Origin of the sequence: Methylomonas sp. AM2-LC (genome assembly GCF_039904985.1) — a bacterium.
Classification (GTDB): Bacteria; Pseudomonadota; Gammaproteobacteria; order Methylococcales; family Methylomonadaceae; genus Methylomonas.
In genome coordinates this window covers 2,967,483-2,989,001 of the sequence record NZ_CP157005.1, presented here as the reverse complement: position 1 = coordinate 2,989,001, position 21,519 = coordinate 2,967,483, and the positions used below count along the sequence as shown (strand labels likewise).

17 protein-coding genes are annotated in these 21,519 nt (G+C 43.0%); 11 read left to right on the top strand and 6 right to left on the bottom strand.

Annotated elements, in window-relative coordinates; all coding sequences use genetic code 11:
* Positions 1-3 precede the first annotated feature (3 nt).
* The 4 genes from ABH008_RS13455 to ABH008_RS13440 form a co-directional block, all read right to left on the bottom strand.
* Positions 4-3,807 carry a PAS domain S-box protein gene (locus ABH008_RS13455; RefSeq protein WP_347989974.1) on the bottom strand — a complete coding sequence of 1,268 codons (3,804 nt, stop codon included), beginning with the start codon at positions 3,805-3,807 and terminating at the stop codon, positions 4-6.
* 6 nt (positions 3,808-3,813) lie between these two features.
* Positions 3,814-5,355: a PAS domain S-box protein gene (locus tag ABH008_RS13450; protein WP_347986136.1), complete on the bottom strand. Its 1,542-nt coding sequence runs from the start codon at positions 5,353-5,355 to the stop codon at positions 3,814-3,816.
* A gap of 693 nt (positions 5,356-6,048) precedes the next feature.
* A complete protein-coding gene (locus tag ABH008_RS13445; RefSeq protein ID WP_347986135.1) occupies positions 6,049-7,860 on the bottom strand; it encodes a PAS domain-containing protein in 1,812 nt (603 codons plus the stop codon).
* A gap of 378 nt (positions 7,861-8,238) precedes the next feature.
* Positions 8,239-8,556 carry a hypothetical protein gene (locus tag ABH008_RS13440; protein ID WP_347986134.1) on the bottom strand — a complete coding sequence of 106 codons (318 nt, stop codon included), beginning with the start codon at positions 8,554-8,556 and terminating at the stop codon, positions 8,239-8,241.
* 289 nt (positions 8,557-8,845) lie between these two features.
* On the opposite strand from ABH008_RS13440, the gene ABH008_RS13435 reads away from it, so the two are divergent.
* The 7 genes from ABH008_RS13435 (at position 8,846) to ABH008_RS13405 (ending at position 13,181) form a co-directional block, all read left to right on the top strand.
* A complete protein-coding gene (locus ABH008_RS13435; protein WP_347986133.1) occupies positions 8,846-9,061 on the top strand; it encodes a hypothetical protein in 216 nt (71 codons plus the stop codon).
* Between the two features lie 721 nt (positions 9,062-9,782).
* Positions 9,783-10,112 (top strand): hypothetical protein, encoded by a 330-nt coding sequence (locus ABH008_RS13430; protein ID WP_347986132.1) that lies wholly within the window; start codon positions 9,783-9,785, stop codon positions 10,110-10,112.
* 200 nt (positions 10,113-10,312) lie between these two features.
* A complete protein-coding gene (locus tag ABH008_RS13425; protein ID WP_347986131.1) occupies positions 10,313-11,155 on the top strand; it encodes a DUF692 domain-containing protein in 843 nt (280 codons plus the stop codon).
* Entirely contained in the window at positions 11,142-11,885 is a 744-nt protein-coding gene (locus ABH008_RS13420; protein ID WP_347986130.1) for a putative DNA-binding domain-containing protein, read from the top strand. The genes ABH008_RS13425 and ABH008_RS13420 overlap by 14 nt, the downstream gene beginning before the upstream one ends.
* 8 nt (positions 11,886-11,893) lie before the next feature.
* Positions 11,894-12,454, top strand: coding sequence for a DoxX family protein (locus ABH008_RS13415; RefSeq protein WP_347986129.1), 561 nt, complete (start codon positions 11,894-11,896; stop codon positions 12,452-12,454).
* A complete protein-coding gene (locus ABH008_RS13410; protein WP_347986128.1) occupies positions 12,436-12,999 on the top strand; it encodes a sigma-70 family RNA polymerase sigma factor in 564 nt (187 codons plus the stop codon). The genes ABH008_RS13415 and ABH008_RS13410 overlap by 19 nt, the downstream gene beginning before the upstream one ends.
* On the top strand, positions 12,996-13,181 hold the full coding sequence (locus ABH008_RS13405; RefSeq protein WP_347986127.1) for a zf-HC2 domain-containing protein: 186 nt from the start codon (positions 12,996-12,998) through the stop codon (positions 13,179-13,181). The genes ABH008_RS13410 and ABH008_RS13405 overlap by 4 nt, the downstream gene beginning before the upstream one ends.
* A 230-nt stretch (positions 13,182-13,411) precedes the next feature.
* Here the strand turns inward: ABH008_RS13405 and pbpC are convergent, their stop codons facing one another.
* A complete protein-coding gene (pbpC, locus tag ABH008_RS13400) occupies positions 13,412-15,715 on the bottom strand; it encodes a penicillin-binding protein 1C (protein ID WP_347986126.1) in 2,304 nt (767 codons plus the stop codon).
* 314 nt (positions 15,716-16,029) lie between these two features.
* On the opposite strand from pbpC, the gene ABH008_RS13395 reads away from it, so the two are divergent.
* From ABH008_RS13395 to ABH008_RS13385, 3 genes are all read left to right on the top strand, one after another.
* Complete coding sequence (locus ABH008_RS13395; RefSeq protein ID WP_347986125.1) at positions 16,030-17,583, top strand: cation:proton antiporter family protein; 1,554 nt, start codon at positions 16,030-16,032, stop codon at positions 17,581-17,583.
* A gap of 348 nt (positions 17,584-17,931) precedes the next feature.
* Complete coding sequence (locus tag ABH008_RS13390; protein ID WP_347986124.1) at positions 17,932-19,065, top strand: TIGR03118 family protein; 1,134 nt, start codon at positions 17,932-17,934, stop codon at positions 19,063-19,065.
* A 454-nt stretch (positions 19,066-19,519) separates the two neighbouring features.
* Positions 19,520-19,912 carry a DUF3857 domain-containing protein gene (locus ABH008_RS13385; RefSeq protein ID WP_347986123.1) on the top strand — a complete coding sequence of 131 codons (393 nt, stop codon included), beginning with the start codon at positions 19,520-19,522 and terminating at the stop codon, positions 19,910-19,912.
* Positions 19,913-19,957: 45 nt separating this feature from the next.
* Here the strand turns inward: ABH008_RS13385 and ABH008_RS13380 are convergent, their stop codons facing one another.
* Complete coding sequence (locus ABH008_RS13380; protein ID WP_347986122.1) at positions 19,958-20,551, bottom strand: hypothetical protein; 594 nt, start codon at positions 20,549-20,551, stop codon at positions 19,958-19,960.
* Between the two features lie 381 nt (positions 20,552-20,932).
* On the opposite strand from ABH008_RS13380, the gene ABH008_RS13375 reads away from it, so the two are divergent.
* Positions 20,933-21,397 carry a hypothetical protein gene (locus ABH008_RS13375; protein ID WP_347986121.1) on the top strand — a complete coding sequence of 155 codons (465 nt, stop codon included), beginning with the start codon at positions 20,933-20,935 and terminating at the stop codon, positions 21,395-21,397.
* The last annotated feature ends 122 nt before the right edge of the window (positions 21,398-21,519 follow it).

Genomic DNA, 21,519 nt, shown 5'->3' with positions numbered 1-21,519 from the left:
AACTCACTTTTTCTTATTATTATGCATCTTCATTTTACTTAATATTGCTAGTGTCAGACGCTCCGCCGAGCGAAAATCGAACATCGATAGTTTCGATTGAATTTCAGAGAATTCTGGTTTCGGCAGTTTACTCTTTAATTGTAACAGCACAGGTTCTGAAAGGGCTGGATTGTCTCTGTCAAGTGTTTGTAAAAATTGTTCCAGAAGTTCGATCAGTTCTCCCGGATTAATCGGATTATGCGTTGAAAGGCTAATTTCAGAAGGAGATTCATGATTTGGAGCCCAGGTCGCGATGGCTGTGCAGGCTTGATCAATAGCAATTTGTAGCGATTTTAATGTTGAATTTAAAACAATTTCGGCTTTTAAATTTGCTTCAAATGCTTCAGCTTGAGCCGCGATTTTTTTCAAAGCCAGATTACCGGCAACGCCTTTGAGCTTATGTACCAAAGCTGATGCGGCGGCCTTGTTATGCGCGGCTAGTAAATCAGCTAGAATGTGTCCACTGGTTGCATAGCTCTCAACAAATTTGTGTAAATAAGTTTGATAGACTTCAATATTACGCCATTGTCGAATGCCCTCATCAAAATCAATGTCGGGTAATGTATCAGCATGACTGTAGCCATCGAATAGGGAACCTCCTACGTCTGATGCCGTCCCATGTTGTATTTGCACCTGAAAATTTGTCGGCGACGTCTGGGAACTGGTCAAAAGTTGAATGGTTGCCAGGATATACTCGACGTCTATAGGTTTAGAAACAAAACCGTTCATACCTGCCGCAATCGCTTGTTCTTGTTCATCTTTTAGAACGCCGGCGGAGAGCGCAACGATCGGTAAATTATGCCAGCGCGAGTCTTGCCTAATCAAATGAGTAGCCGAATAGCCATCCATGACTGGCATCTGGACATCCATTAACACAATATCAACTTCTTCGGGGTGCGCATGCAACCAATCCACCGCGTCCTGACCATTGAAGGCGGTATATACAATGGCTCCGTAGCTTTCCAGTATCAACTGAGCAACTTGAATATTGATTTCGCTGTCATCTACCAGCAAAGCCAGCACACCTTGCAGATGTTGGTCTACGTTAGTTGAGGGGATAAGGTCGTTTATTTTAGTGGAATCTTTTCGTCGTTCCATCAGTTCTGCAATGGTGCTGTATAACACCGATGCCGTTACTGGCTTGCTCAGCAAACTGTGTACATTTTCGATGCCGGGTTGCGCCGCTATTAATTCGCGATCATAAGCCGTCACCATATAGACAATTGGCAGTTTTCTCTGTTCGCCAAAGCGGCTAGATAATGCGGTATGAATAGCCCTAGCGGTCGCCAACCCACCCATTTCCGGCATTTGCCAATCCAGCAATAACATGTCATACGGGTTATGTTCCTGCCAACGCATCAGCACTTGGCGAAGTGCAGCATTGCCGGAGTCTACCGTATCGACTCGCCAGCCTAGACTTTTAATGGTAGTAGATAGAGCCTCGCGCGACGAAGCGCTGTCATCGGCTACCAACAAATTCATGTGCTCCAGATGCTTAGCGGTTATTGCTATTGGGTCCGCGCTCTGTATGGGTAATTGGAAACTAAACTCGCTGCCGATACCCTCTTGGCTGGTTACATCAAGATTTCCTCCCATTAATGCCACCAGACGTTGACAGATAGCCAAGCCTAAGCCTGTACCACCGAAGCGGCGACTAATGGAGGTATCAGCCTGACTAAAAGCCGAGAAAATTTCTGCCAGTTGTTCCCTACTAATACCAATACCGGTATCCCTGACCAAGAAACGCAGTGCTTCCTGATTATCGGGTGTTTGAATCGATTCGATACGTAACTCCACTTCACCTTGTTCGGTAAATTTGATGGCATTGCCGAGTAAATTTACTAATACTTGCTGAAGGTGTTGTTTATCTCCCTGCAATCGGTCGACAGAATAGAGTGGGGTGATAACTAATTCCAAATTTTTTCTGCCCGCGAGGGTCGACATTAAGGAAGCCAATTCGTCTAACAGTACAGATAGGCGGAAAGGTTCGTTTTCGATGTTCATACGCCCCGCCTCAATTTTAGAAAAATCGAGAATGTCATTGATGATGCTCAGCAATGAATCTCCTGCATTATGAATTTTTCGAACTAAGTCCAGGCTTTCTCTATCCAGAGAACGCTGTGCCAATAAATAGCAAAAGCCTAGCACCGCGTTCATAGGTGTACGAATTTCGTGGCTCATATTCGCCAAAAAGTGTGATTTAATTTTAGATAAGCGTTCGGCTTCTTGACGCGCCTGTTCCAGTTCAATAGTGCGCTCACGAACAAGTTGTTCTAAATGATTACGATGTTGCATGAGTTCTTGATTGTTTTGCTTGCGAAGGCTGATGTCCTGTTTGATGGCAATAAAATGCCGGATGATCATTTGATCATCAAAAACCGGCGTAATGAGCTGTTCTTCCGTATAAAAACTACCGTCCTTGCGCCGATTAATCAATTCGCCTTGCCATATTTTGTCCAGGGTAATCGACTGCAGCTTTTCAATAAAATTGGGTTGGTTTTGTTGATTGGAATTTATAAGTTGATCGACATCGTAGCCGATGGCTTCCTCGACACTGTAGCCTGTCATCCTCGTGAAGGCCGGATTAATCCATTCAATAATGCCGTTTGGATCGGTGATCATAATGGCGTTGGCGGCTGCCTTTAGGGCGCTGCTTTGTAATTGCAGTGTTTGAGCGTCACGCTTGCGCTGACTGATATCCTGAACGGTCGCCACGCGATAGAGTAGGGAGCCGTCCTTGTTTTTGACGCTAACAATATCGACTTGTACCTCAAAGCAGGAGCCATCGACATGCCGATACACGGATTCATAACGGGTTTGCCCTAGCCGATCTGCGTCTTGCAAGTGCTTGATAACCGTATCGGTATTGTCAACAGCATACAAGTCTTTAATGAGATGGCCTTTTAATTCATTAGGAGAAACATAACCTAGCAAAGCTGCAAAGGCTTGATTACAATATTCGATGACATTGTTGTTGGGATTGCCGATGACAATCCCTTGCGCACAATGGTAAAAGGCGTCGGCCCAGCGTTGTCGTTCACTTTCCATTAGTTTTTGCTGGGTGATGTCCTCGGCAAAGATCGCGATGCCGCCCACCGCGTTTTCTTTGGTCAGCCATGGTCTGACTTCCCAGCGCAACCACTGCTGTTCGCCGTTAGTGCGAACGAAACAATCCTGATCGGCTTTAATCACTTCACCGGCCAGTCCCCGTCGATGCACTGTTTTCCAAGCTTCACTGATGTCTGGAAATACCTCGTAATGGCAGCGGCCAAGGATCACTTGTCCTTGGAGATGATAGTCTTCAATCCAGCGTTCGCTTGCAGCTAGGTAGCACATGTCGGCATCGAACATCGCCAACGCAGCTGGCGCATGTTGAATAAACAGGCTTAATTTGGCTTGGTTTTCGAGTAAGTCTTTCTCGATTTTCTTACGTGCCGTAACGTCTTGATGAATACCTATCATGCGGTTTGGGCTGCCGTCTTTGTCGCGCCCGATTACGATGCCGCGCGCAAGTATCCAAATGTAATCGCCAGAGCGGTGTCTCAGCCTGATCTCGCTTTGATAATAAGGGGTTTCGCTGCGAAAATGTCTGTGTACGGCCTCCATCGCTGTATTCAGGTCATCGGGATGCACGCGTTCTGACCACTCTTCAAATCGATTGGCTATTTCCTCATCGTTAAAACCGAGCATGGATTTCCAGACTTTTGAAAAAAATACGCAATTACCAGTAATATCCCAGTCCCAAACGCCTTGCTCGCTGCCTTCCAGCGCAAATTACCAGCGGGCTTCGCTGTCTTGTAATTTTTGCTCGACCTGTCGTTGCTCGGTTAGATCGCGAGCTAAAACGATCGCCGCCGGACTCTCTTCGAGCGGCAAGTGGTGACCGGTAAGTTCTGCCCAGAAATAACCGCCGTCTTTTCGCCGCTGACGACAAACCACGGTTTTGCCATCCAATTGCACGTTAGACATTGAGGATGCGCCGTCATCAGCCTTTTTCTCTAAATCGACTACTTTTTGCTGATCAATATCTGTGATGGTCATCGCCAAAAACTCATTCCGGCTGTATCCATAGTTGGCAATGGCCGCCACGTTAACATCCAAGAAAGCCAGAGTTTCAGTGTCATAAATCCACAACGGCAGAGGATTGGCCTCAAACAACTGCCGATAACGGTTTTCAGATTTTTTTAAGCTTGCCTGTGTCAACTTGAGGTCGTGAATATCAGTGCAGGTACCAAACCATTTTCCTATCTGACCCTCTTCATTCTTAATGGGCACGCCGCGAATTAACCACCAGCGATACTCACCGTCAAATCGGCGCAAACGGCATTCACGCGAATAGACGGCATGACTATGTACAGCCTTTTGCCAAGCCTCCCATGCCAATTGCTGATCCTCGGGGTGAAACGGAATATTCCAACCATGACCAAAACTTTCCTCAAATGACAAACCGGTATAATCGACCCATTGTTGGTTGAAAAAAGTATTTAAGCCATTGGTATCGGCGATCCAGACAATTTGCGGCATTGCATCGGCCAGCAAGCGGAACTCTCGTTCGCTGTTGCTAATGGCTAGCTCTTGACGGCGGCGCTGGGTAATATCCAGGACGATGCCGCGATAGAAAAGGATGTTGTCCTTTTTATCGCGCACCGGTTTGCCATTGGACATTAACCATTGTTGCTGGTTTTCGGGTCGATTAGCGACTCGCCATTCCAGGCTAAATTCATGGCCTTTATTGACTGCATCCAACAATTCTTGCTCCACAGAGGCCTGATCCTCTGCGTAGATAGTGGCTAGCCAATTGTCGTAGCTGGACGGTGTGGTCATATCTAGCCCATACAACTTGCGTAGTGTATCGGACCAGGTAACCCGATTGTCCGCCAACGACCATTCCCATAGACCGGCTTGCGATGATGCCAACACCATAGCCAAGCGTTCTTGGTCTGATTTTATTTGTATTGCAGCTAATTTTTGCAGGGCGTTTTCACTGCGTTTGAGTTTTTCGAAAATCAACCCAAAAAATACACCCATCACGATGAATAAAACAATCGAATAAGCGTAGTTAGGGTCAGACAACTGAAATGAGTGGAAAGGGGGAATAAAAAAGTAAACGCCTAGTAGAGCGGCGAAAATGCTGGCAACGATGCCCCCCCAAACTCCACCCAGCCATGCGCTGATGAACACTGCTGGATACAGTAGCAACCAAGTTGTGTGGGGAATAAAGTGCATCAACCATAATTGCAGCATGGTTGCAATAACCGGTATTATGACGGCAATAACGAATATTGTAATTCGCCGATAAGTGATTTTTGGCTGCATTGTTACCATCTTTTCATGAAAACTAATCGTCACTTGATTAAGTGTAGCCTATTTTTTTTAAGGAACTCGATATAGAATTTCAAATTTCTAATCAGTTTTAGGAATTGATGGTTTTAAATGATTTTTACTAGTACATTCAATATAATCAGTGTAATAGACTCTTACGTATTTATGTCAATAATGACAAATATTGAATAGGGAGTGAACTATCTGCTTGTGCATTTACTATAGAGCTTTTCCCTGCGAAGTAAGGACTTCGGTGGATGGGTTGCGATGCTTTCTCTAAACGGTTTTAAATAGAGACCCTACAGCACAACTGTTTGAGTGAGGGCAATCCACACACCTCGCTGCTGACTCAGTCAAAAGAGTAGTTTTCCTGTCCGCCATTATTTGCTTAACCAATTTTGTCGTGGAAATAATGTCTGGTAACTGCTGGTGTAAGCTGAGATTGTTTAGTTCGTAAAACAAAGCGCCTGCTAACTTTGCCTTGATATTAACGCCATCTAACATTGAAACTTCTTTCAAATACAGTTTAAGTGGGCAACTATCACTCAGAACTATTGTTTTCATGATAAATAACTTTTGGTATATCTTATAAGATATACCCAGTCTACGATAATGAAACAAAAAAATAATGACCTCTATGAGGTAATTGTTTAGCATATATATGCCAAATTAACTTATGCTTTGATCTTAGCTGAGCTCTTTGCTTGTAAGCAGACCGTGATCAATTGCGAAACGCGTGACTTCAGCAGTGCTATGAAGTTCTAACTTTGCCATCAGGTTACGCCGATGCGAGATGATGGTTGGTGTGGCTAAGTGCAGCTTCTTACCGATTTCAACCGACGTCATCCCGTTAGCAATCATCCCAATAATTTGTCGCTGGCGTTTTGTCAGGCTTTCGGCGGAATTATCTTTCGCTGCATAAACTGGCAAGCGTGATGAACCCTCGCGTATGAGTGACTCGATCTGCTTTAACAAGTCCATGCCTTCTTCATTCAGGCGTTTGAGCTGTGTGATATCCAGTATTGTACCTACCATGCGCAACGGCGTGTTGTCTTTGTCTCGACGGGTTACCTTGCCTTTTGCTTCAACAGACACCCAATGGCCAGACTTGTGCCGCAATTGGTGTTCGCTATAAAAGCTTGCGGTTTCGCCCTTCAAATGAGCTGAAATTTTCTGTTTGAAGCGATCAAAGTCCTTGGGATTGATTAAATTCATCCATTCATCTTCTTCGTTGCCCAGTTCCTCGTTCGTATAACCGAGCATTTCGAACCAGCGATTGCCTGCCGTTACCTTACGTTCTAGAATGTTCCAGTCCCATAAGACCAGTCCCGATCCCGACAATGCCAGTTCAAGTCGTTCATCGCTTTCGCGAAGGTTAGACTCGATTTGCTTAAGGTCGGAGATATCTTGCACCGTTCCGACAGCTTTGCTCAGTCGCCCATTACCATCGAACTGCAGTTCAGCTATGGCCCGGATCCAGCGGATCTGGTCTTTAACCACAATGCGGTAGGTCATGTCATACGCAGAACCCTGCAAAGCAGCTCGCCATGTAGTATCGACTTGGCATTGGTCATCGGGGTGTACACGTGAAAACCATTCAGCGAATGTTGTTACGCCGTTATCTTCAAGATCAAACAGTCTGGCTGTTTCTTTTGTGATCTTGAAGGTTTCAGTATCATTACTCATCAAGAAACTGCCGATTCGTCCTACCGACTGGGCACGTTGCAATGCTTCCTCACTTTCACGCAGGTTTAATTGGGTATTCTTTAGCTTGGTAATATCGCGACCGACCGATTGAGTTTCCATTAGGGTTCCGGCGGCATCGAAGAACCCCCGATTAAAGAATTGCATCCAAAGAATTTCGCCATTGGCCACGAATACCCTATTTTCAATAGTCACAACTGGGTTGTCGGGTGTCATCTTGCTTAGACTGGCCTCGATGATAGGAATATCCTCGGGATAGGCTACTGGATGCCAACGATGGCCTATCAGTTCATCGGCTGATTTTCCGAATAGTCGGCAAAAGACATCATTGACGAACACGAAGGTGCCATCCGGCAAAAACCGGGAGATGATCTCGGTCTGGTTTTCCACGACAGATCGATAGCGTAATTCGCTTACTTCTAGTTGCTGAACACTATAATGGCTTGCAGTTCTGTCAGCGATTACCCCCACCACCTTATCGGCGTCATCCACGAAGCGTGAGAAATTGAATTCATATATTCCCTTAGTATTATCCTTGCGTTTCAACGGAAGGATTCCAGAATAGATTGTATTTTTCTGGATGGCTGAATAAACGTCCTTATCGAACGCTGCGTAGCTGTCCTGATCGAAAAATAGCTTACGGATAGGGTGTCCTACCAATTCATCAGGCTCGTAATCAAAGATCAAATGCATGACTGAATTGGCCCATACAATATGCATGTCCTTGACTATCACGATGGCTATGAAGTTGCTATTTAAGATTGCGGATGATTCGCCAATAGATTTTTCTAGCATGCAGCGGGCTTAGAGTGTATGAGAAATTGGCTATTCTGACAGAAAGTTAGGTTTTAGTATGGCATAAATGCTTACTTAAATGTTACTCATAACCTGAGCTGAGTTTCTGTCTCAATCATTGTGGGAGATTACAAATAGGTTGGGTTGCGGATTTAATCATTTTGATGGTATGGCTGTTTTTCGAAACCAAGCATCCCTTCGGATCACTAACTGTTGGTTACTTGGAGTTTCTGATCTTGATTCGAACTCTGGATGTGCCAACCCTAGGTGGTGGATTACGATGTACAAGTAGTGTCTAACCCATAGTAAGAGTAATCAACGCATATCTTTTGCATGTCCCTGTAGCGTGCGATAACACGTTGACTATTTGGTATAAGTTTATTTTACAACAACGGCTTTTTCATAGGCGTCCGCCATTGCATCCTGGTGAGCGGCTATTGCCAGATGTTTGTTTTGTAATATCGATTTGCCGTTAGCCAGATAATTAGCTGCGGTTGATCTTTCCTGCTGAGCTAATCCTCTACGATAAGCGATATGTTGTCTAAGGACGACGTTTTCAGCGTTTTGATCTTTAATTTCAGCAGATTGATTTACCTCGGACTCAGTAACCGAGACATCATCACTTGCCGACGCAGCTACTGTAGCAAATGACAGTAAAGCGGCACATATCGTATTTCGATAGATAATTTTATTCATAAAATGAACCTCAGTTAAATAGTTATTGCCGGTCAATTCCCGGTCACAATATGATCGTTGCTTTTGAATTCTTCGTCTGTATGCAACCACACATAGAGCATGACTATTAATAATGAGTAATAGCAGTTAGCACCACGCAATGCATCGGGTTGCAGAAAAATCGTCGCAATGGGTTAGTTTCGATGCAGACTTAGATTATAAACACCTATCTGATTAGGTGTTTATACGAATAGAAAATAGTCTGTATGCTTTGATAACCTATATCTGCGCTTTTTAAGGAGTAGGGTTTATGTCTGCAAAGAAACACCGATACCATCCAGAAATGACAGGTGATCCACTCCCAGACGGGAAAGGAAAGTCAGTGGCTAAATTTAAACTTGCCAAGGGTAAACACAAGTCATGGTTAAGTGTTGGCTTTGAGGAACTGGACGATACTCTGGATAATCGTGAGATGAGCATTGAATTGGTGGTGTTTGGATATAAAAACAGTACCGGCTTTCAATAACTTAAAAGTGCAATTTACCTTTTGCCTGATAACTGACAGCCGGGTAACACCGGCTTTTTTTACATTAAAGTTGTCAGTTAATTAATATTAATCATTAACGATTTATGGCAATTACAGATGCTGTTGAAAACGAGTAAATATAAAAGTCTTACAAGCATGTATTGGCTAAAAAAACAATTTAACATCGATTATAAGTATATCTCTTCCGTACTATTGTTTTGGTCTAGTGTGTATTCTGCTGCTATTTTGCTAAGAGCCTTTTCTCTGGCCTAGGTATCGATTAGAGGCAACTTCGGATTAAAAAGTGGTCTGTCTGTTATTCTTTATAAATAGAATGTCGTGTGGGATAGAAGGGCATGAGCAACGCCTGGTTTGACTAGCTTCATAATGTATCGTAACAACCATAGCCTTATTTAGCGACTACCTATTTTTGTTCAGATTGGTTCACCACTATTCACTTATTGAGTTGTTTGTCTTCATAAAACAGCGATAGCGACGAAGCTCGCAATGGGTTTGCACAACACAAGAAATGTCAAACCAAAAGCGATCAAAAGCAAGGAGTGACTCACTTGGCTTACACCCGTAGTTGCACCCCATAAAAATAAATCACAAAAAATTCATTTTATTTGTAACAAAATAACGATTATTCCGACTGATAAGTCAGGGAAGCAAAAATTGCTTTTCTAATCTTCTATTTATTTACTTTAAGAGGCTTATCATTATGAACAAAAGAAACTTAGCATTGACACTTGGCGGTACCATGGCAACTCTGTTAACCGCCAGCCCATTATTACATGCTCAACAAAATCCGTTTGGTATGCAAAAAATCAACGCACCGCAGATGTTTGCAGAAGCTGATAAAGTCAAAGAAGGCAAATGTGGTGAAGCTAAATGTGGTGCTAATAAAGAAAAAATGAAAGAGGCAAAATGTGGTGCTGACAAAGCAAAAATGAAAGAAGCTAAATGTGGTGCCGATAAAGCAAAAATGTCAGAAGCCAAATGTGGTGCTGATAAAACGAAAGAAACTGACTCTAGCGAAGCGCCTAAATAAAGGTAAAAACGCTGTTAGGTATCGCCGATAGTGATTATCGGCGATTTTATTTCGATCCGTAGCGGAGTTTAAAATGTCTACGATTTGCAAATTTCAAAGTAAGTTCAGCATAACTCACCATCCACATACACCGTTAATACATAGATCGTTGTGCGTGCCATTCATGTGCCATCCTTCGGTTTTAGCGGGGTAGCTTACTGATGAAACACATTACACTATCTGGTGCAGGCTTAGGTTTGCGCCGTGAGCTGTTATCTGCTTTTGAAGCGGATGTTCCAGACTGCATCAATTTTTTTGAAGTTTCCCCTGAAAATTGGATAGATATTGGTGGCAAACAAGGCAAAATTTTTCGGCAGCTGACAGAGGAGTATTCTTTCGTTGCGCACGGCTTGTCGTTATCGATTGGCGGGCCTGCAGAGTTGGATGTCGCCTTTTTACAGCGGCTAAAAGCGTTTTTAGATACTCATCACATGGCATTGTATAGCGAACATTTAAGTTATTGCAGCGATGAAGGGCATCTGTATGATCTTTTTCCCATCCCGTTTACAGAAGAGGCAGTGCGGCATGTTGCCGAGCGCATGCGTATCGCACAAGACATACTGGAGCGGCCGATTGCGCTGGAAAACCCATCTTATTATGTAAAGCCTGTTTGGGCGGATATGGACGAGCTGGCGTTTATTAATGCGGTGCTTGACGAAACAGATTGTGCTTTGCATCTTGATATTAACAATGTCTATGTCAACAGCCTGAATCATCATTACGATGCTACACAGTTTATAAATAGTTTACCGAGCGAACGCGTGGTTTACGGACACGTGGCTGGACACGAGCTGGATAAGTCTGGTGTCATTATCGATACACATGGTCAGGCAACTTGTGTTCCAGTATGGGCGCTATTGGATTTGGCCTATAAAAAATTTGGGGTGTTTCCCTGTCTGTTAGAACGCGATTTTAATCTACCACCCTTGGTGGAATTGTTAACAGAAATTGAGCATATTGCTAGCTTACAACGCAATAACGGAGGGATGCATGGCAGAGTTTAAACGCGAACAACAACAGTTTTTAGCGCATTTACGTAATCCCAACTGTGCAGCTTTACCAGCTGGTTATGATGCTGAACGTAGCAATATTTATAGAGAGTTACTGAATAATAGATTTAATGACAGTTTACAACGCTGCTTTCCAGTTACCCATTCCCTGTTGGGGGAGAGCGCATGGCAACATTTGCTGAAAGCGTTTATTGCCGAACATCGTTGTCAATCGCCATTGTATCGGCAGTTACCAGATGAGTTTATAGGGTTTTTACAAACTAAACCCATCCAACCCTATTTATTCGAATTAGCCCATTTTGAATGGGTAGAGCTGGTGTTAGCCATTGCGGAGGCTGATACGGTAAACATTGAAACAGAGACGGCTGCACTGGACTGGCAGGTAGCCAGCCCGATTTTTGCGCCCGTTTTTGTGATATTGCATTACGATTATCCGGTTCATTGTATCGACGCCAACTATCAATTTACTCACCCATCTACAGAGCCAATCCATATATTGGGTTTTAGAGATAGAGATGAAAATGTGCAGTTTATCGAATGTCAACAGGCAACTTGTCGTTTACTGGAAATTTTACACAAAAGCGGCGGTACGCTAGTCAGTGCCATTGCACAAATTGCACAGGAACTGGAACAAAGTGATCCTGCTGTACTGTTAAGTTATGGTATTGATACCTTAAACAATTTAATACAACAAGGCGCCATTCTGGGCGCAACTATCAAGTGAGTCAATTTATGAATCCTAGCAGCAATTCATCTACATGCAAGCGTGGTTCTTTAGCACCATTTCTAGTGTTCCCTAAATGCATCCAATGTTGGCTAAACTATGAGGGCAACACCTATGCACCACTAGCACTTAGATTATTCTTAGCTTATGAATTTTTAGAAGCCGGATTAGAAAAGTTATCGGGCGAAAACTGGTTCTCTGAATTGGTGTTTCCGTTCCCATTCAATTTATTATCAGCCGATATGAATTGGATGCTTTCCACGGGCTTAGAAATAATTGGGCCTATTACCTTGATACTAGGTTTAGCCACCCGTTTTTTTAGTTTAGCTTTAATTGTATTAACCCTTATCGCCATTGCAACGGTGCATTGGCCAACTGAATGGCATACCCTGCAGGAATTATGGAAAGGCTATGTGTTTACCGATCAGGGCTACGGAAACTATAAATTGCCGTTGATCTATGTTTTCATGCTAGTATCATTAGTATTTAGCGGCGCAGGAAAATTAAGTTTGGATGCGTGGCTTTTTTACCGTAATGAGCCAGCCACTAAATGGATAAAGCCCAAATAAAAAACTATCGGGAAATGCTAGTCCGTTACGCTCTATTACAAGTGCAGAATGAGGCTATCGCAGAAGATGCTGTCCAGGAAACTCTATTGGCAGCTCTGCAAGCAGAGAGCAATTTTCGAAACGAATCCGCAGTTAAGACTTGGTTAATCGGCATCCTTAAACATAAAATTGCCGACCATTATCGTGCAGTTCAGAAACTGGATTGCATAGACATACAAGTCGATGAAGATAATCCTGACCAAGCTATTGAAAAACTGTTATTTAACGCAGCCGGTCATTGGATAGGTACACCCAGTTCCTGGAAAGAACCTGATCATGCTTTAGAGCAAAATCAGTTTTGGCTGATTTTTGAGTGGTGCCAAAAAAACTTACCGGCACCACACGCACGAGCTTTTATGTTACGCGAAATGGTTGGTCTTGAAGCCGAGGAAATATGCGTGGATATGGATATTAGCCATAGCGCCTGCCGCGTATATCTGCACCGGGCTAGGCTGGGTTTACGAGAATGCCTGGAACTAAAATGGTTTAATTCAGGAAAAGTATGATGAAAACCTGCAAAGAAATTACCGAACTATTATCCGATGGCATGGAAAGACCATTAGCCTGGCAAGAGCGCTTAAGCATTCGCGTGCATATTTTTTACTGCAAGTCCTGCTTTCGGTTTAAGCATCAGGTCATTTTTTTACGTAAAGCGGCAGAACAATTTAGACCGGGTAGTAAAAAATAACATATTTCTATGCTATAGATCATTCAACTAGTAGCCCGTTACAACCTTAAATGCACTGCAAATTAATTATTATGACTAGATGAGTTACCTGTCGTAAATGAAAGTCATAACTAAATGGTACTTGCAACTTTGCGGTTCGGCGGGTGACGATGTGCGAAAAGTGTTAAACCATTTATTACTAATTACTGCACATTGAAGCGGCCCGTTTATTCTTCCGCAAGAAAATCCTACTACGAGGGGGTAACAGGTGTAACCAGCAAGCTGGTGCTGGCTGACTGTCCCTGATCATCTACCACAGAAATGACAAACCGGCCTGGTTTGCCAGGCCAATTAACGGTTGCGCCTTCGCCGATAAAATTATCATCCAAAAACCAAAATAAGCGATGTCGTCCGCCGCCGGACACTGCGCTAAACTCAATGGTTGCTTGCTGGCCTAAGCGTAGCGGGTAACTGACACCAGCCTGGGGTGAAACAATTTTAGGTGGATTTGCCTCGGCATTTTGTTCGCTGGCATCATCACACGGATGCTGAAATGGGGGAGGGTTATCGCGCTGAACCCCGGCCTGTTTAAACGATTCTAATTCATCACTCTCCCAAAACTCTGCGATACGTTCTATGCTAGGGCCTTTATCGCCAGCACACAAACGCAAGCCTGTTGCAGGATTGATATGAATTTGTCGATGCAGGGTGCAGGTTTTTAGTGGTGATACGCCGGGAATAATCCAGCCGCTTTTACCGTGTGGACACCAGGTCGAAACTGGCCTGCCGGAGAGTGGACAAATGTCTATACGCTGCAGACTGACGGGTGGTTGATCAGCGCTTGTAGAACCCCTATGCTCAATAGCCAGTGCATCGACCATATCAAACAGCAAGGGCCCGACCAACTCTCTGCCTACCAGATGCCGATTTGCACTGCCATCGAAATTACCGGCCCACACGCCGATCAGATACTCGCCGCTGATACCGATTGCCCAAGCATCTTTAAGGCCGGAAGAGGTACCGGTTTTCCAGGCTACGCTTTGTTGCGCACTGAAACTACGACCGCCAAAACTACGATCTGGTCGTGGGTTAGTGGCTAACATGTCTTTGACTATAAATGCGGCTTCGGGGAGTAATAAGGGCTTTTGCTTATTAGCAGTTTTCTCAGTTGCCAACCAGCGTAAATCGCGTACTTCACCCTGATTAGCCAGTAAACCATATAAACGCAATAAATCTTCCATGGAAATTTCAGCACTGCCAATTGCCAGACTTAAACCATAATTTGCGGCATGTTTGGGTATGGTGATACCAGCATCGAGTAAAAATTGATGAAAACCGGGTTGTTTTAATTGTGCCAATAAACTGATAGCTGGTATGTTACGGCTACGGATTAAGGCGTCGGTGGCGGATAACGGTCCATAAAAATTACGTTCGAAATTTTCGGGTTGATAATCCCCCATGCGTAACGGCGTATCTTTGATTAAGGTATCGGCTGTAATTAAGCCTTGGGCAATGGCGAGAGCGTAGATAAACGGTTTAAGAGTCGATCCTGGCGAACGCGGTGCTTTAAGGCCATTCACGTAACCATGAATATTACGATTAAAATAATCGGCCGAACCCACATAAGCCAGCACTTCCATTGTGGGTGCATGCACCACCATCATACTGGCATTCAAAATACCGTCCTGACGGTGTTGGCGCAAAAAGCCAGCCAGTAATTCTTCGCTGAGTGCTTGAATATTACTGTCCAAAGTGGAGGGTAGGGTGGACATAGCCGGATATAAACTATGTAAGCGTTCAGAAAAATGCGGGGCGCGAAACGGTAAGTCTTGGCGTTGCCGAAACCAGAGTCGATCAAATCCAGGGCTATTGCCGTAGGCGATTTGCCAGGCTTTATGTAAACTTTGCAGTGCAGTGGCGTTTCTGGGCGCGCGCAGTTGTGGATTTTGTGGAATTAAAACCAAGGCGCGGGTTTCATCTTCTGTTAACGCTGAAATAGGTTTATGAAAATAGATCCAGGCAGCTGCTCCTGCACCTTCTATATTGGCTCCATACGGAGCCAGATTTAAATAGGCTTCCAATAATTGCGACTTACTGAAATGACTTTCCAGCCACAAGGCATAAGCCATTTGTTTAAGTTTACCACTAAAATGGTCGGTTTTTAGCCGCCAACGCTGTCTGGCCAATTGCATGGTTAGCGTGGACGCGCCTATCCAGTGTTGTTGGGTAATCAGACTGCTCCATACCGCCCGCAGCAGTGCAACCGGATTAATACCCGGATGCCAGTAAAACCAGCGATCTTCATAGTGTAAAGTGGCATTTTGTAAGCTGACCGGCACTTCTGCAAGAGGCACCCACAAGCGGTATTTTTGATCGGAACTTAAGCTAAGGCGCAATAATTTTCCTTGCCTGTCGACACTAGCATAAGAGGAATTGCTCTGATTTATCAGTAAGGGTTTGGGGCTAATACTTAACGATAGCCAAAACAACATGACACATAACAGCAACACTAGTAAATAAACGATAACGTTGCGTGTTAAGGGTGTTATATTCATTATACAAAAATGAGTGTTTTAAAACGGCCAGTTGAGAAGCATAACAATCTGAGCATATTGCTGTATATAGTGATTAAACTCAGTCTGTAATTAGGGTGCTGGTTCGCTGATTTCATTAGTGGTTAACTGGGCTTACCAGGAATGATTGGAGCGATGCCGCTAAGCTAGTAAAACTAGCTATAATAAAATTTGTGGCTTTCTTAAACAATAACCACCATAGAAAAATTTGATCAGCCTTTAGCCGATTACTTTAGCAACCTAGGCAGGCTTATGCCAGGTAACCTTTTTAAATTTTATTTTTTTAGCACACCATTATGATGGAATTAATTTGGGTTGGCTCCGCATTTATCAGTGGATTGATTGCAGCACGTCTTACCCTGCCGCCACTGGTCGGTTATCTGCTCGCTGGCTATGTTTTGCATAGTCTTAATATTGCGCCTTTACAGAGTTTAAATCATCTGGCTGATATTGGTATTGAATTACTGTTATTTACCGTTGGCTTGAAAATAAAACCAAAGTCACTGATTCGGCGTGAAGTATTAAGTGTTGGCGGTTTGCATTTACTGATAATGGCCATTTTTTCAGCTTTGTTTTTTCTGTTAATGGATAAACACATTACCGGCGGTTTGGTGTTGGGTATTAGTTTGTCTTTTTCCAGTACTGTATTAGCCATAAAAGTTTTGGAAGACAATGGCGAACTGTCATCCTTACATGGACGCGATGTTATTAGTATTTTAATACTGCAAGACATTGTTGCCATTTCATTACTAGCTTTTGCGGAAGGCGAACAACCCACCCCCTGGGCTTTATGTTTGTTTTTGTTACCCTTGTTGCGTCCTGTCGCGCATCGGCTGCTTTCTATGAGCAAAGTATCTGAACTGAAGTTGTTATTGGGCGTTTCTTTTGCGCTGGCTGGCGCGGTGTTGGCTGAAAGAGTAGGGGTTGCGGCTGATATTGGTGCTTTATTAACGGGTGTGACTCTGGCAAATCATGCCAAAATTGAAGAAGTGGCTAATAAACTTTGGAGTTTAAAAGAGTTGTTTTTAGTGGCCTTCTTTTTGCAAATTGGCTTAGAAGATTTTCCCAATCAGCAACAAGTGTTGTATGCACTGGCCCTACTGGCCGCATTACCCATTCAAGGTGTCTTATTTTTTGGTTTATTTATTCTGGCAGGTATGCGTGCGCGTACTGCATTTGTGTCATCACTGGCGTTAACGACCTATTCGGAGTTTGCATTAATTACCACGGGTGCGGTGATTAAGGCAGATTTATTGACAGCAGAATGGAAGTCTATCATCAGTGTCGCCGTGGCGGGTTCGCTGGCTATTGCTGCACCCCTTAACCGCGCTTCGGGACGATTGTTTGATTGGTGTGAACCTTTATTGGTCAGATTTGAGAAAAAAAACAAACTTTCCGACTGTTTGCCCGATTCCTTTGGAAGTGCTCAATGGCTGATTATGGGGATGGGACGCACGGGCATGTCGACTTATCAATCACTCATCAAGCAACAACAACGTGTGATAGGCATTGATGCCGATCCCATCGTACTGGAAAGTTTGCTGGCATCGGGCTTTAACGTGGTGTATGCCGATGTGAGTGATGGCGAATTATGGAGCAGATTACCCTTGGAGAAAATTAATGGCGTGATACTGACTTTACCGTCATTTGACAATAGAATTCGAGCGATCAGCCAGCTACGTAAAAATGGTTTTAAAGGAAAAATTGGTACCATATGCTATCTGGTTGATGATGAATGGTTATTGACAAAACATGGCGCCAGTTTTGTTATTCATCCATTGGTAGAAGCCGGTGTGCAGCTTGCAAATCAAATGCTGGTTAATCATACTAAACCGGATATTGATTTGTAATATTTTAACTTGTTTATAAACAATTCCAAATTACGATTGTATGCGGTTATCGTGTGCCGCATACATCACGATCTGCTGAACGATGTGGAGTGCATCAAACACGATCTAAACATCTAAATTGTCCCTCACTGTCCGCCTTACTCTCATCCTTGCATTGAACCTTTCTGACTCACTGCAGAATAGACGTATACCAAGCCAATAAGAAATAGACACAGTCTAGATACTTCGATTCGTTTAATACCCGTATCTATTTGCCTGTTTTCACAGGCAAGCCACAATTGCATCGACTGTTATTAAGGTTAAGGCTTGGGGTTACCGCTTATTACTCAATTTATAAGGAGTTACAAAATGAAAGTACTGCCAAAAAGTGCAAAATATCTATATTCCCCACTCATGATTGCCTTATTGCTGACTAGCACGCCTGCCGTGCAAGCTAAAGATGCTTTTGGAGAGGAACATCAGGTTTATGCACAGCGCAATCTGGTGTCTGACTTAAACAACGCAGAGCATACCGATCCCAATTTGGTAAATGCCTGGGGGTTGGCATTCAACCCAACAGGTGTCGTATGGGTTGGTGACAATGGTACGGGGGTTTCCACGTTGTATGATGGTGAAGGTGTTCCCGTTAGTTTAGTGGCAGCAATTCCCTCGCCAACTGACGCAAAGGGTGGTGGTAACCCAACAGGTGTGGTGTTTAACCCATCTGCTGGCTTTGTGGTGTCAAACGCTAGCACTTCAGGCTCTAGCCGTTTTATATTTGCTACAGAAGATGGCTTGATTGCGGGTTGGGCGCCTAATGTCGATCTGACTCACTCGCTACCTGCGATTGATAACTCCGGGGCGGATGGTGCTGTTTATAAAGGTTTGACGCTTATTTCGGGTGCCTTTTTATATGCTACAGATTTTCGCCATAATAAAGTCGATGTATTTGATAGCAATTTTAAACCTGTTAAATTGCCTGCGAATGCCTTTGTGGATCAAAATTTACCTGCTGGCTATGCGGCATTTGGGATACAGGCTATTAACAATGAAATTTTCGTTACTTATGCCAAACAAGATGCTGCCAAGCACGATGATGTAAAAGGTAAAGGCTTTGGTTTTATTAATGTATTCGATCCCAATGGACAATTAATAAGACGTCTTGCTTCTGCCGATAAATTGAATGCACCTTGGGGTGTGGCGTTAGCACCTGCAGGCTTTGGTAAATTTAGTGGAAAATTACTGGTAGGTAATTTTGGTGATGGTCGTATTAATGCTTATGATTTGAACAGCGGTGGTTTTGTTGGTCAGTTACGAGGTGCCGATCATAAACCAATTACAATTGACGGATTATGGGGTATTTCATTTGGTAATGGCTTTAAGAATCAACCTGTAAACACTTTGTTCTTTGCTGCTGGTCCTGATGATGAAGCTCATGGACTTTATGGCCGCATTGATACTGTAATCGATAAAGATAATGACGATTGGAAATATAATTGGTAAATTTTCAAATGTTTTAATGATTATACATAGACTGTCTCAGCAGTAACAAAGCAAAATAGCGCTGTTCTCTAAACCTATAAATTGCTGTTTTTTTATCAAAAAGCCGCAGATTCCTGCGGCTTTTTCTAGTTGCTGTTCTATAACTGAGCAAATAAGCTACCCACCATTTAGCTTCGCATCATATCGGCTATCCAAGTTAGTGATTACTCATGTTTTTAGCTAAATTGTTCACTCAGTGTTTGGCACTCCCTATTCCCTAAACTATATTTGCAACTGTGTTAGGATGGTAGAGTAAAGTTGTCATTAATAATTATATTATCGTCTTTGTCCTCCGTTAGTTTTCACAAATAAAGCTTTAAAACTGGCAATATACCTTTAAAAACAATAGTCATTATTGTACGTTAACGGTGTTGCTTGTTTTACAATCATTAAGAAATTATGGAGAGTAGGCAAGATGGTAAACTCAGTGTACACAGTATTGTTTGTGATTTTATGTTTAATGGTAAATAGGGCGCAGGCCGAAGAACCTGTGCAGGAGATTTTAGCGCGAGTTCCCTTTTATGCTATCGACTATACGCTAAATCAGGATGGTTCGTTTTCAGAAGATCGTGCCTGGGAAACCAAAGTACTACACGAAAAGGCATTGGAGGACGTTAAACAATTAACTATTTCATATAGCACCAGTATCGAAACTGCAAAAGTGATTGACGCGTATACCCTTAAAGCGAACGGTAAAAAAATTAAAGTTTCTATAGCAACGCGTAATCACAGCAATAAATTGCAATCCAACCTTACCGCTAAACGTAACAGAAATAAATTACCGATTAATATAATATTGCTATTTTGAAAAACTTTTAATATACAAAGGCAAACAATTCCTGTGCTTACACGTTTAATCGGTTTCTTTTATCTGGTGACAGGTAGCGTCTACGGTATATTTTCCATTGTCGACGGTTAGTTTGCCATCCCGAATAAATACTAGATAAGATTTTCCCCGTTCGGTGATAAATTCGGCGGAGCACAGCGTCTGCACGAGGATATTCCCCTCCTCATTCGGAGGTTTCCCCCGAGTTGGCTCGCATTCCTTGCTTTGACCATAGTACCAGAGTGTATCGCAACCCCAACGTTTAGGTACTGAAACATCGTTGCCCAAGACGCTGACTTTTTGCCACCGCCCAACGTTGACACGAACCGTGGTAAAACGATCAAGTATCTGCTCACCAAGCACTTCATTCGTATCATCGTGTGTTATCAATACGATGTCGGAGAACGTCAGCGAGGTTTCGAACCAATCGTCGGCAAGCCAGTTAAGCATATTGAGCGGAAAAATCCAAAACAACGGAATAGTGGCGGTAGCCGGTGCTTTCAGGCGTACCTCGGCAGTTTGCTCAATAGGCAGTTCGGGTCCCGAATATCCTTTCACGGTGCACCCACCTAGCATGGCTATCATTAGACCAATGATAAAACTTATGATGGATTTTTTCATTTAGGGGATTCAAGTTAAGGTTATGCGGAATTATGTAATTACAATATAAGCTAAACGCAGTGAACAGCGTCTATTCATAGGGGATTGAGAAGCGTACCCTAATTTCACTGGCGGTTAAATGTAGGTTAGCTGTCATTTGGAAAAATTTGACGAACGATGCCTGAGGGGCGATACAAGTCGATCAAGCCCTCCCAATCAAATCATGAATTATCCGAAAGTCGATTTAAATCTAATTTTGTAAATAGCCAGAATTTTTTGCAACTGTAATAGAATTGCAACATAAAATATGTTAGTGTAAGTCTTCGTTCTAAATCAGTTGACATTTTCTTAAAATATTAATTTTATTGAATAGGAGAGTTTTATGTTACTAAAAAAATCTTTATGAGCGTTAGTGCTTTATGTTTGAGCATGGTAATGGTGCAAGCTTGGGCAGAGGCACCTAATTATTATGAGTGTACGAATGGCAAGGATATTTCATTAAAATTACGGTATTTAAGCCGTCCAAATGTACCCGCTACAACCACACTAAGTTTGAAGTTAGGGAAAAAAACCTATAAAGCTGACGAAACAAATATCGAGGCTCAAAGTAGTGTAATGGGCGAACTCAATACCATTACAACACAGTTTATACCTGATGTAGAGATCCATAAAGTTTCATTTATTATTCCAACTATTGATTTGGGCTACAACTTTGCCGGTCAATTTATTAGTGAAGTTGATTTTAACAGCCAGCTGATACAGACCACTATTGCCACGCCGTTTATTGCTGGCCCATATATTGGTGTTGTGAATAACTCAAATTATGCTAATTTAAAGTGCAAAGCCTATTTACAATTAATACCGTAGGATAAAATTAGACTCTATCAAAATTAAATTTTCCTGATTACCCGCAAGCCTAAGTGGTTAGGATGGTTAGTGCGTAAGCGACTTAAAGTACAAAGTGAAAACCATCTGTTAGCAACCCAGCA

Bases quoted from the DNA above. Each gene is read 5' to 3' on its own strand.
- ABH008_RS13450 (WP_347986136.1), bottom strand. From the start codon at position 5,355: ATGCAGCCAAAAATCACTTATCGGCGAATTACAATATTCGTTATTGCC.
- ABH008_RS13445 (WP_347986135.1), bottom strand. From the start codon at position 7,860: ATGCTAGAAAAATCTATTGGCGAATCATCCGCAATCTTAAATAGCAAC.
- ABH008_RS13440 (WP_347986134.1), bottom strand. From the start codon at position 8,556: ATGAATAAAATTATCTATCGAAATACGATATGTGCCGCTTTACTGTCA.
- ABH008_RS13435 (WP_347986133.1), top strand. From the start codon at position 8,846: ATGTCTGCAAAGAAACACCGATACCATCCAGAAATGACAGGTGATCCA.
- ABH008_RS13430 (WP_347986132.1), top strand. From the start codon at position 9,783: ATGAACAAAAGAAACTTAGCATTGACACTTGGCGGTACCATGGCAACT.
- ABH008_RS13425 (WP_347986131.1), top strand. From the start codon at position 10,313: ATGAAACACATTACACTATCTGGTGCAGGCTTAGGTTTGCGCCGTGAG.
- ABH008_RS13420 (WP_347986130.1), top strand. From the start codon at position 11,142: ATGGCAGAGTTTAAACGCGAACAACAACAGTTTTTAGCGCATTTACGT.
- ABH008_RS13415 (WP_347986129.1), top strand. From the start codon at position 11,894: ATGAATCCTAGCAGCAATTCATCTACATGCAAGCGTGGTTCTTTAGCA.
- ABH008_RS13410 (WP_347986128.1), top strand. From the start codon at position 12,436: ATGGATAAAGCCCAAATAAAAAACTATCGGGAAATGCTAGTCCGTTAC.
- ABH008_RS13405 (WP_347986127.1), top strand. From the start codon at position 12,996: ATGATGAAAACCTGCAAAGAAATTACCGAACTATTATCCGATGGCATG.
- pbpC (WP_347986126.1), bottom strand. From the start codon at position 15,715: ATGAATATAACACCCTTAACACGCAACGTTATCGTTTATTTACTAGTG.
- ABH008_RS13395 (WP_347986125.1), top strand. From the start codon at position 16,030: ATGATGGAATTAATTTGGGTTGGCTCCGCATTTATCAGTGGATTGATT.
- ABH008_RS13390 (WP_347986124.1), top strand. From the start codon at position 17,932: ATGAAAGTACTGCCAAAAAGTGCAAAATATCTATATTCCCCACTCATG.
- ABH008_RS13385 (WP_347986123.1), top strand. From the start codon at position 19,520: ATGGTAAACTCAGTGTACACAGTATTGTTTGTGATTTTATGTTTAATG.
- ABH008_RS13380 (WP_347986122.1), bottom strand. From the start codon at position 20,551: ATGAAAAAATCCATCATAAGTTTTATCATTGGTCTAATGATAGCCATG.
- ABH008_RS13375 (WP_347986121.1), top strand. From the start codon at position 20,933: ATGAGCGTTAGTGCTTTATGTTTGAGCATGGTAATGGTGCAAGCTTGG.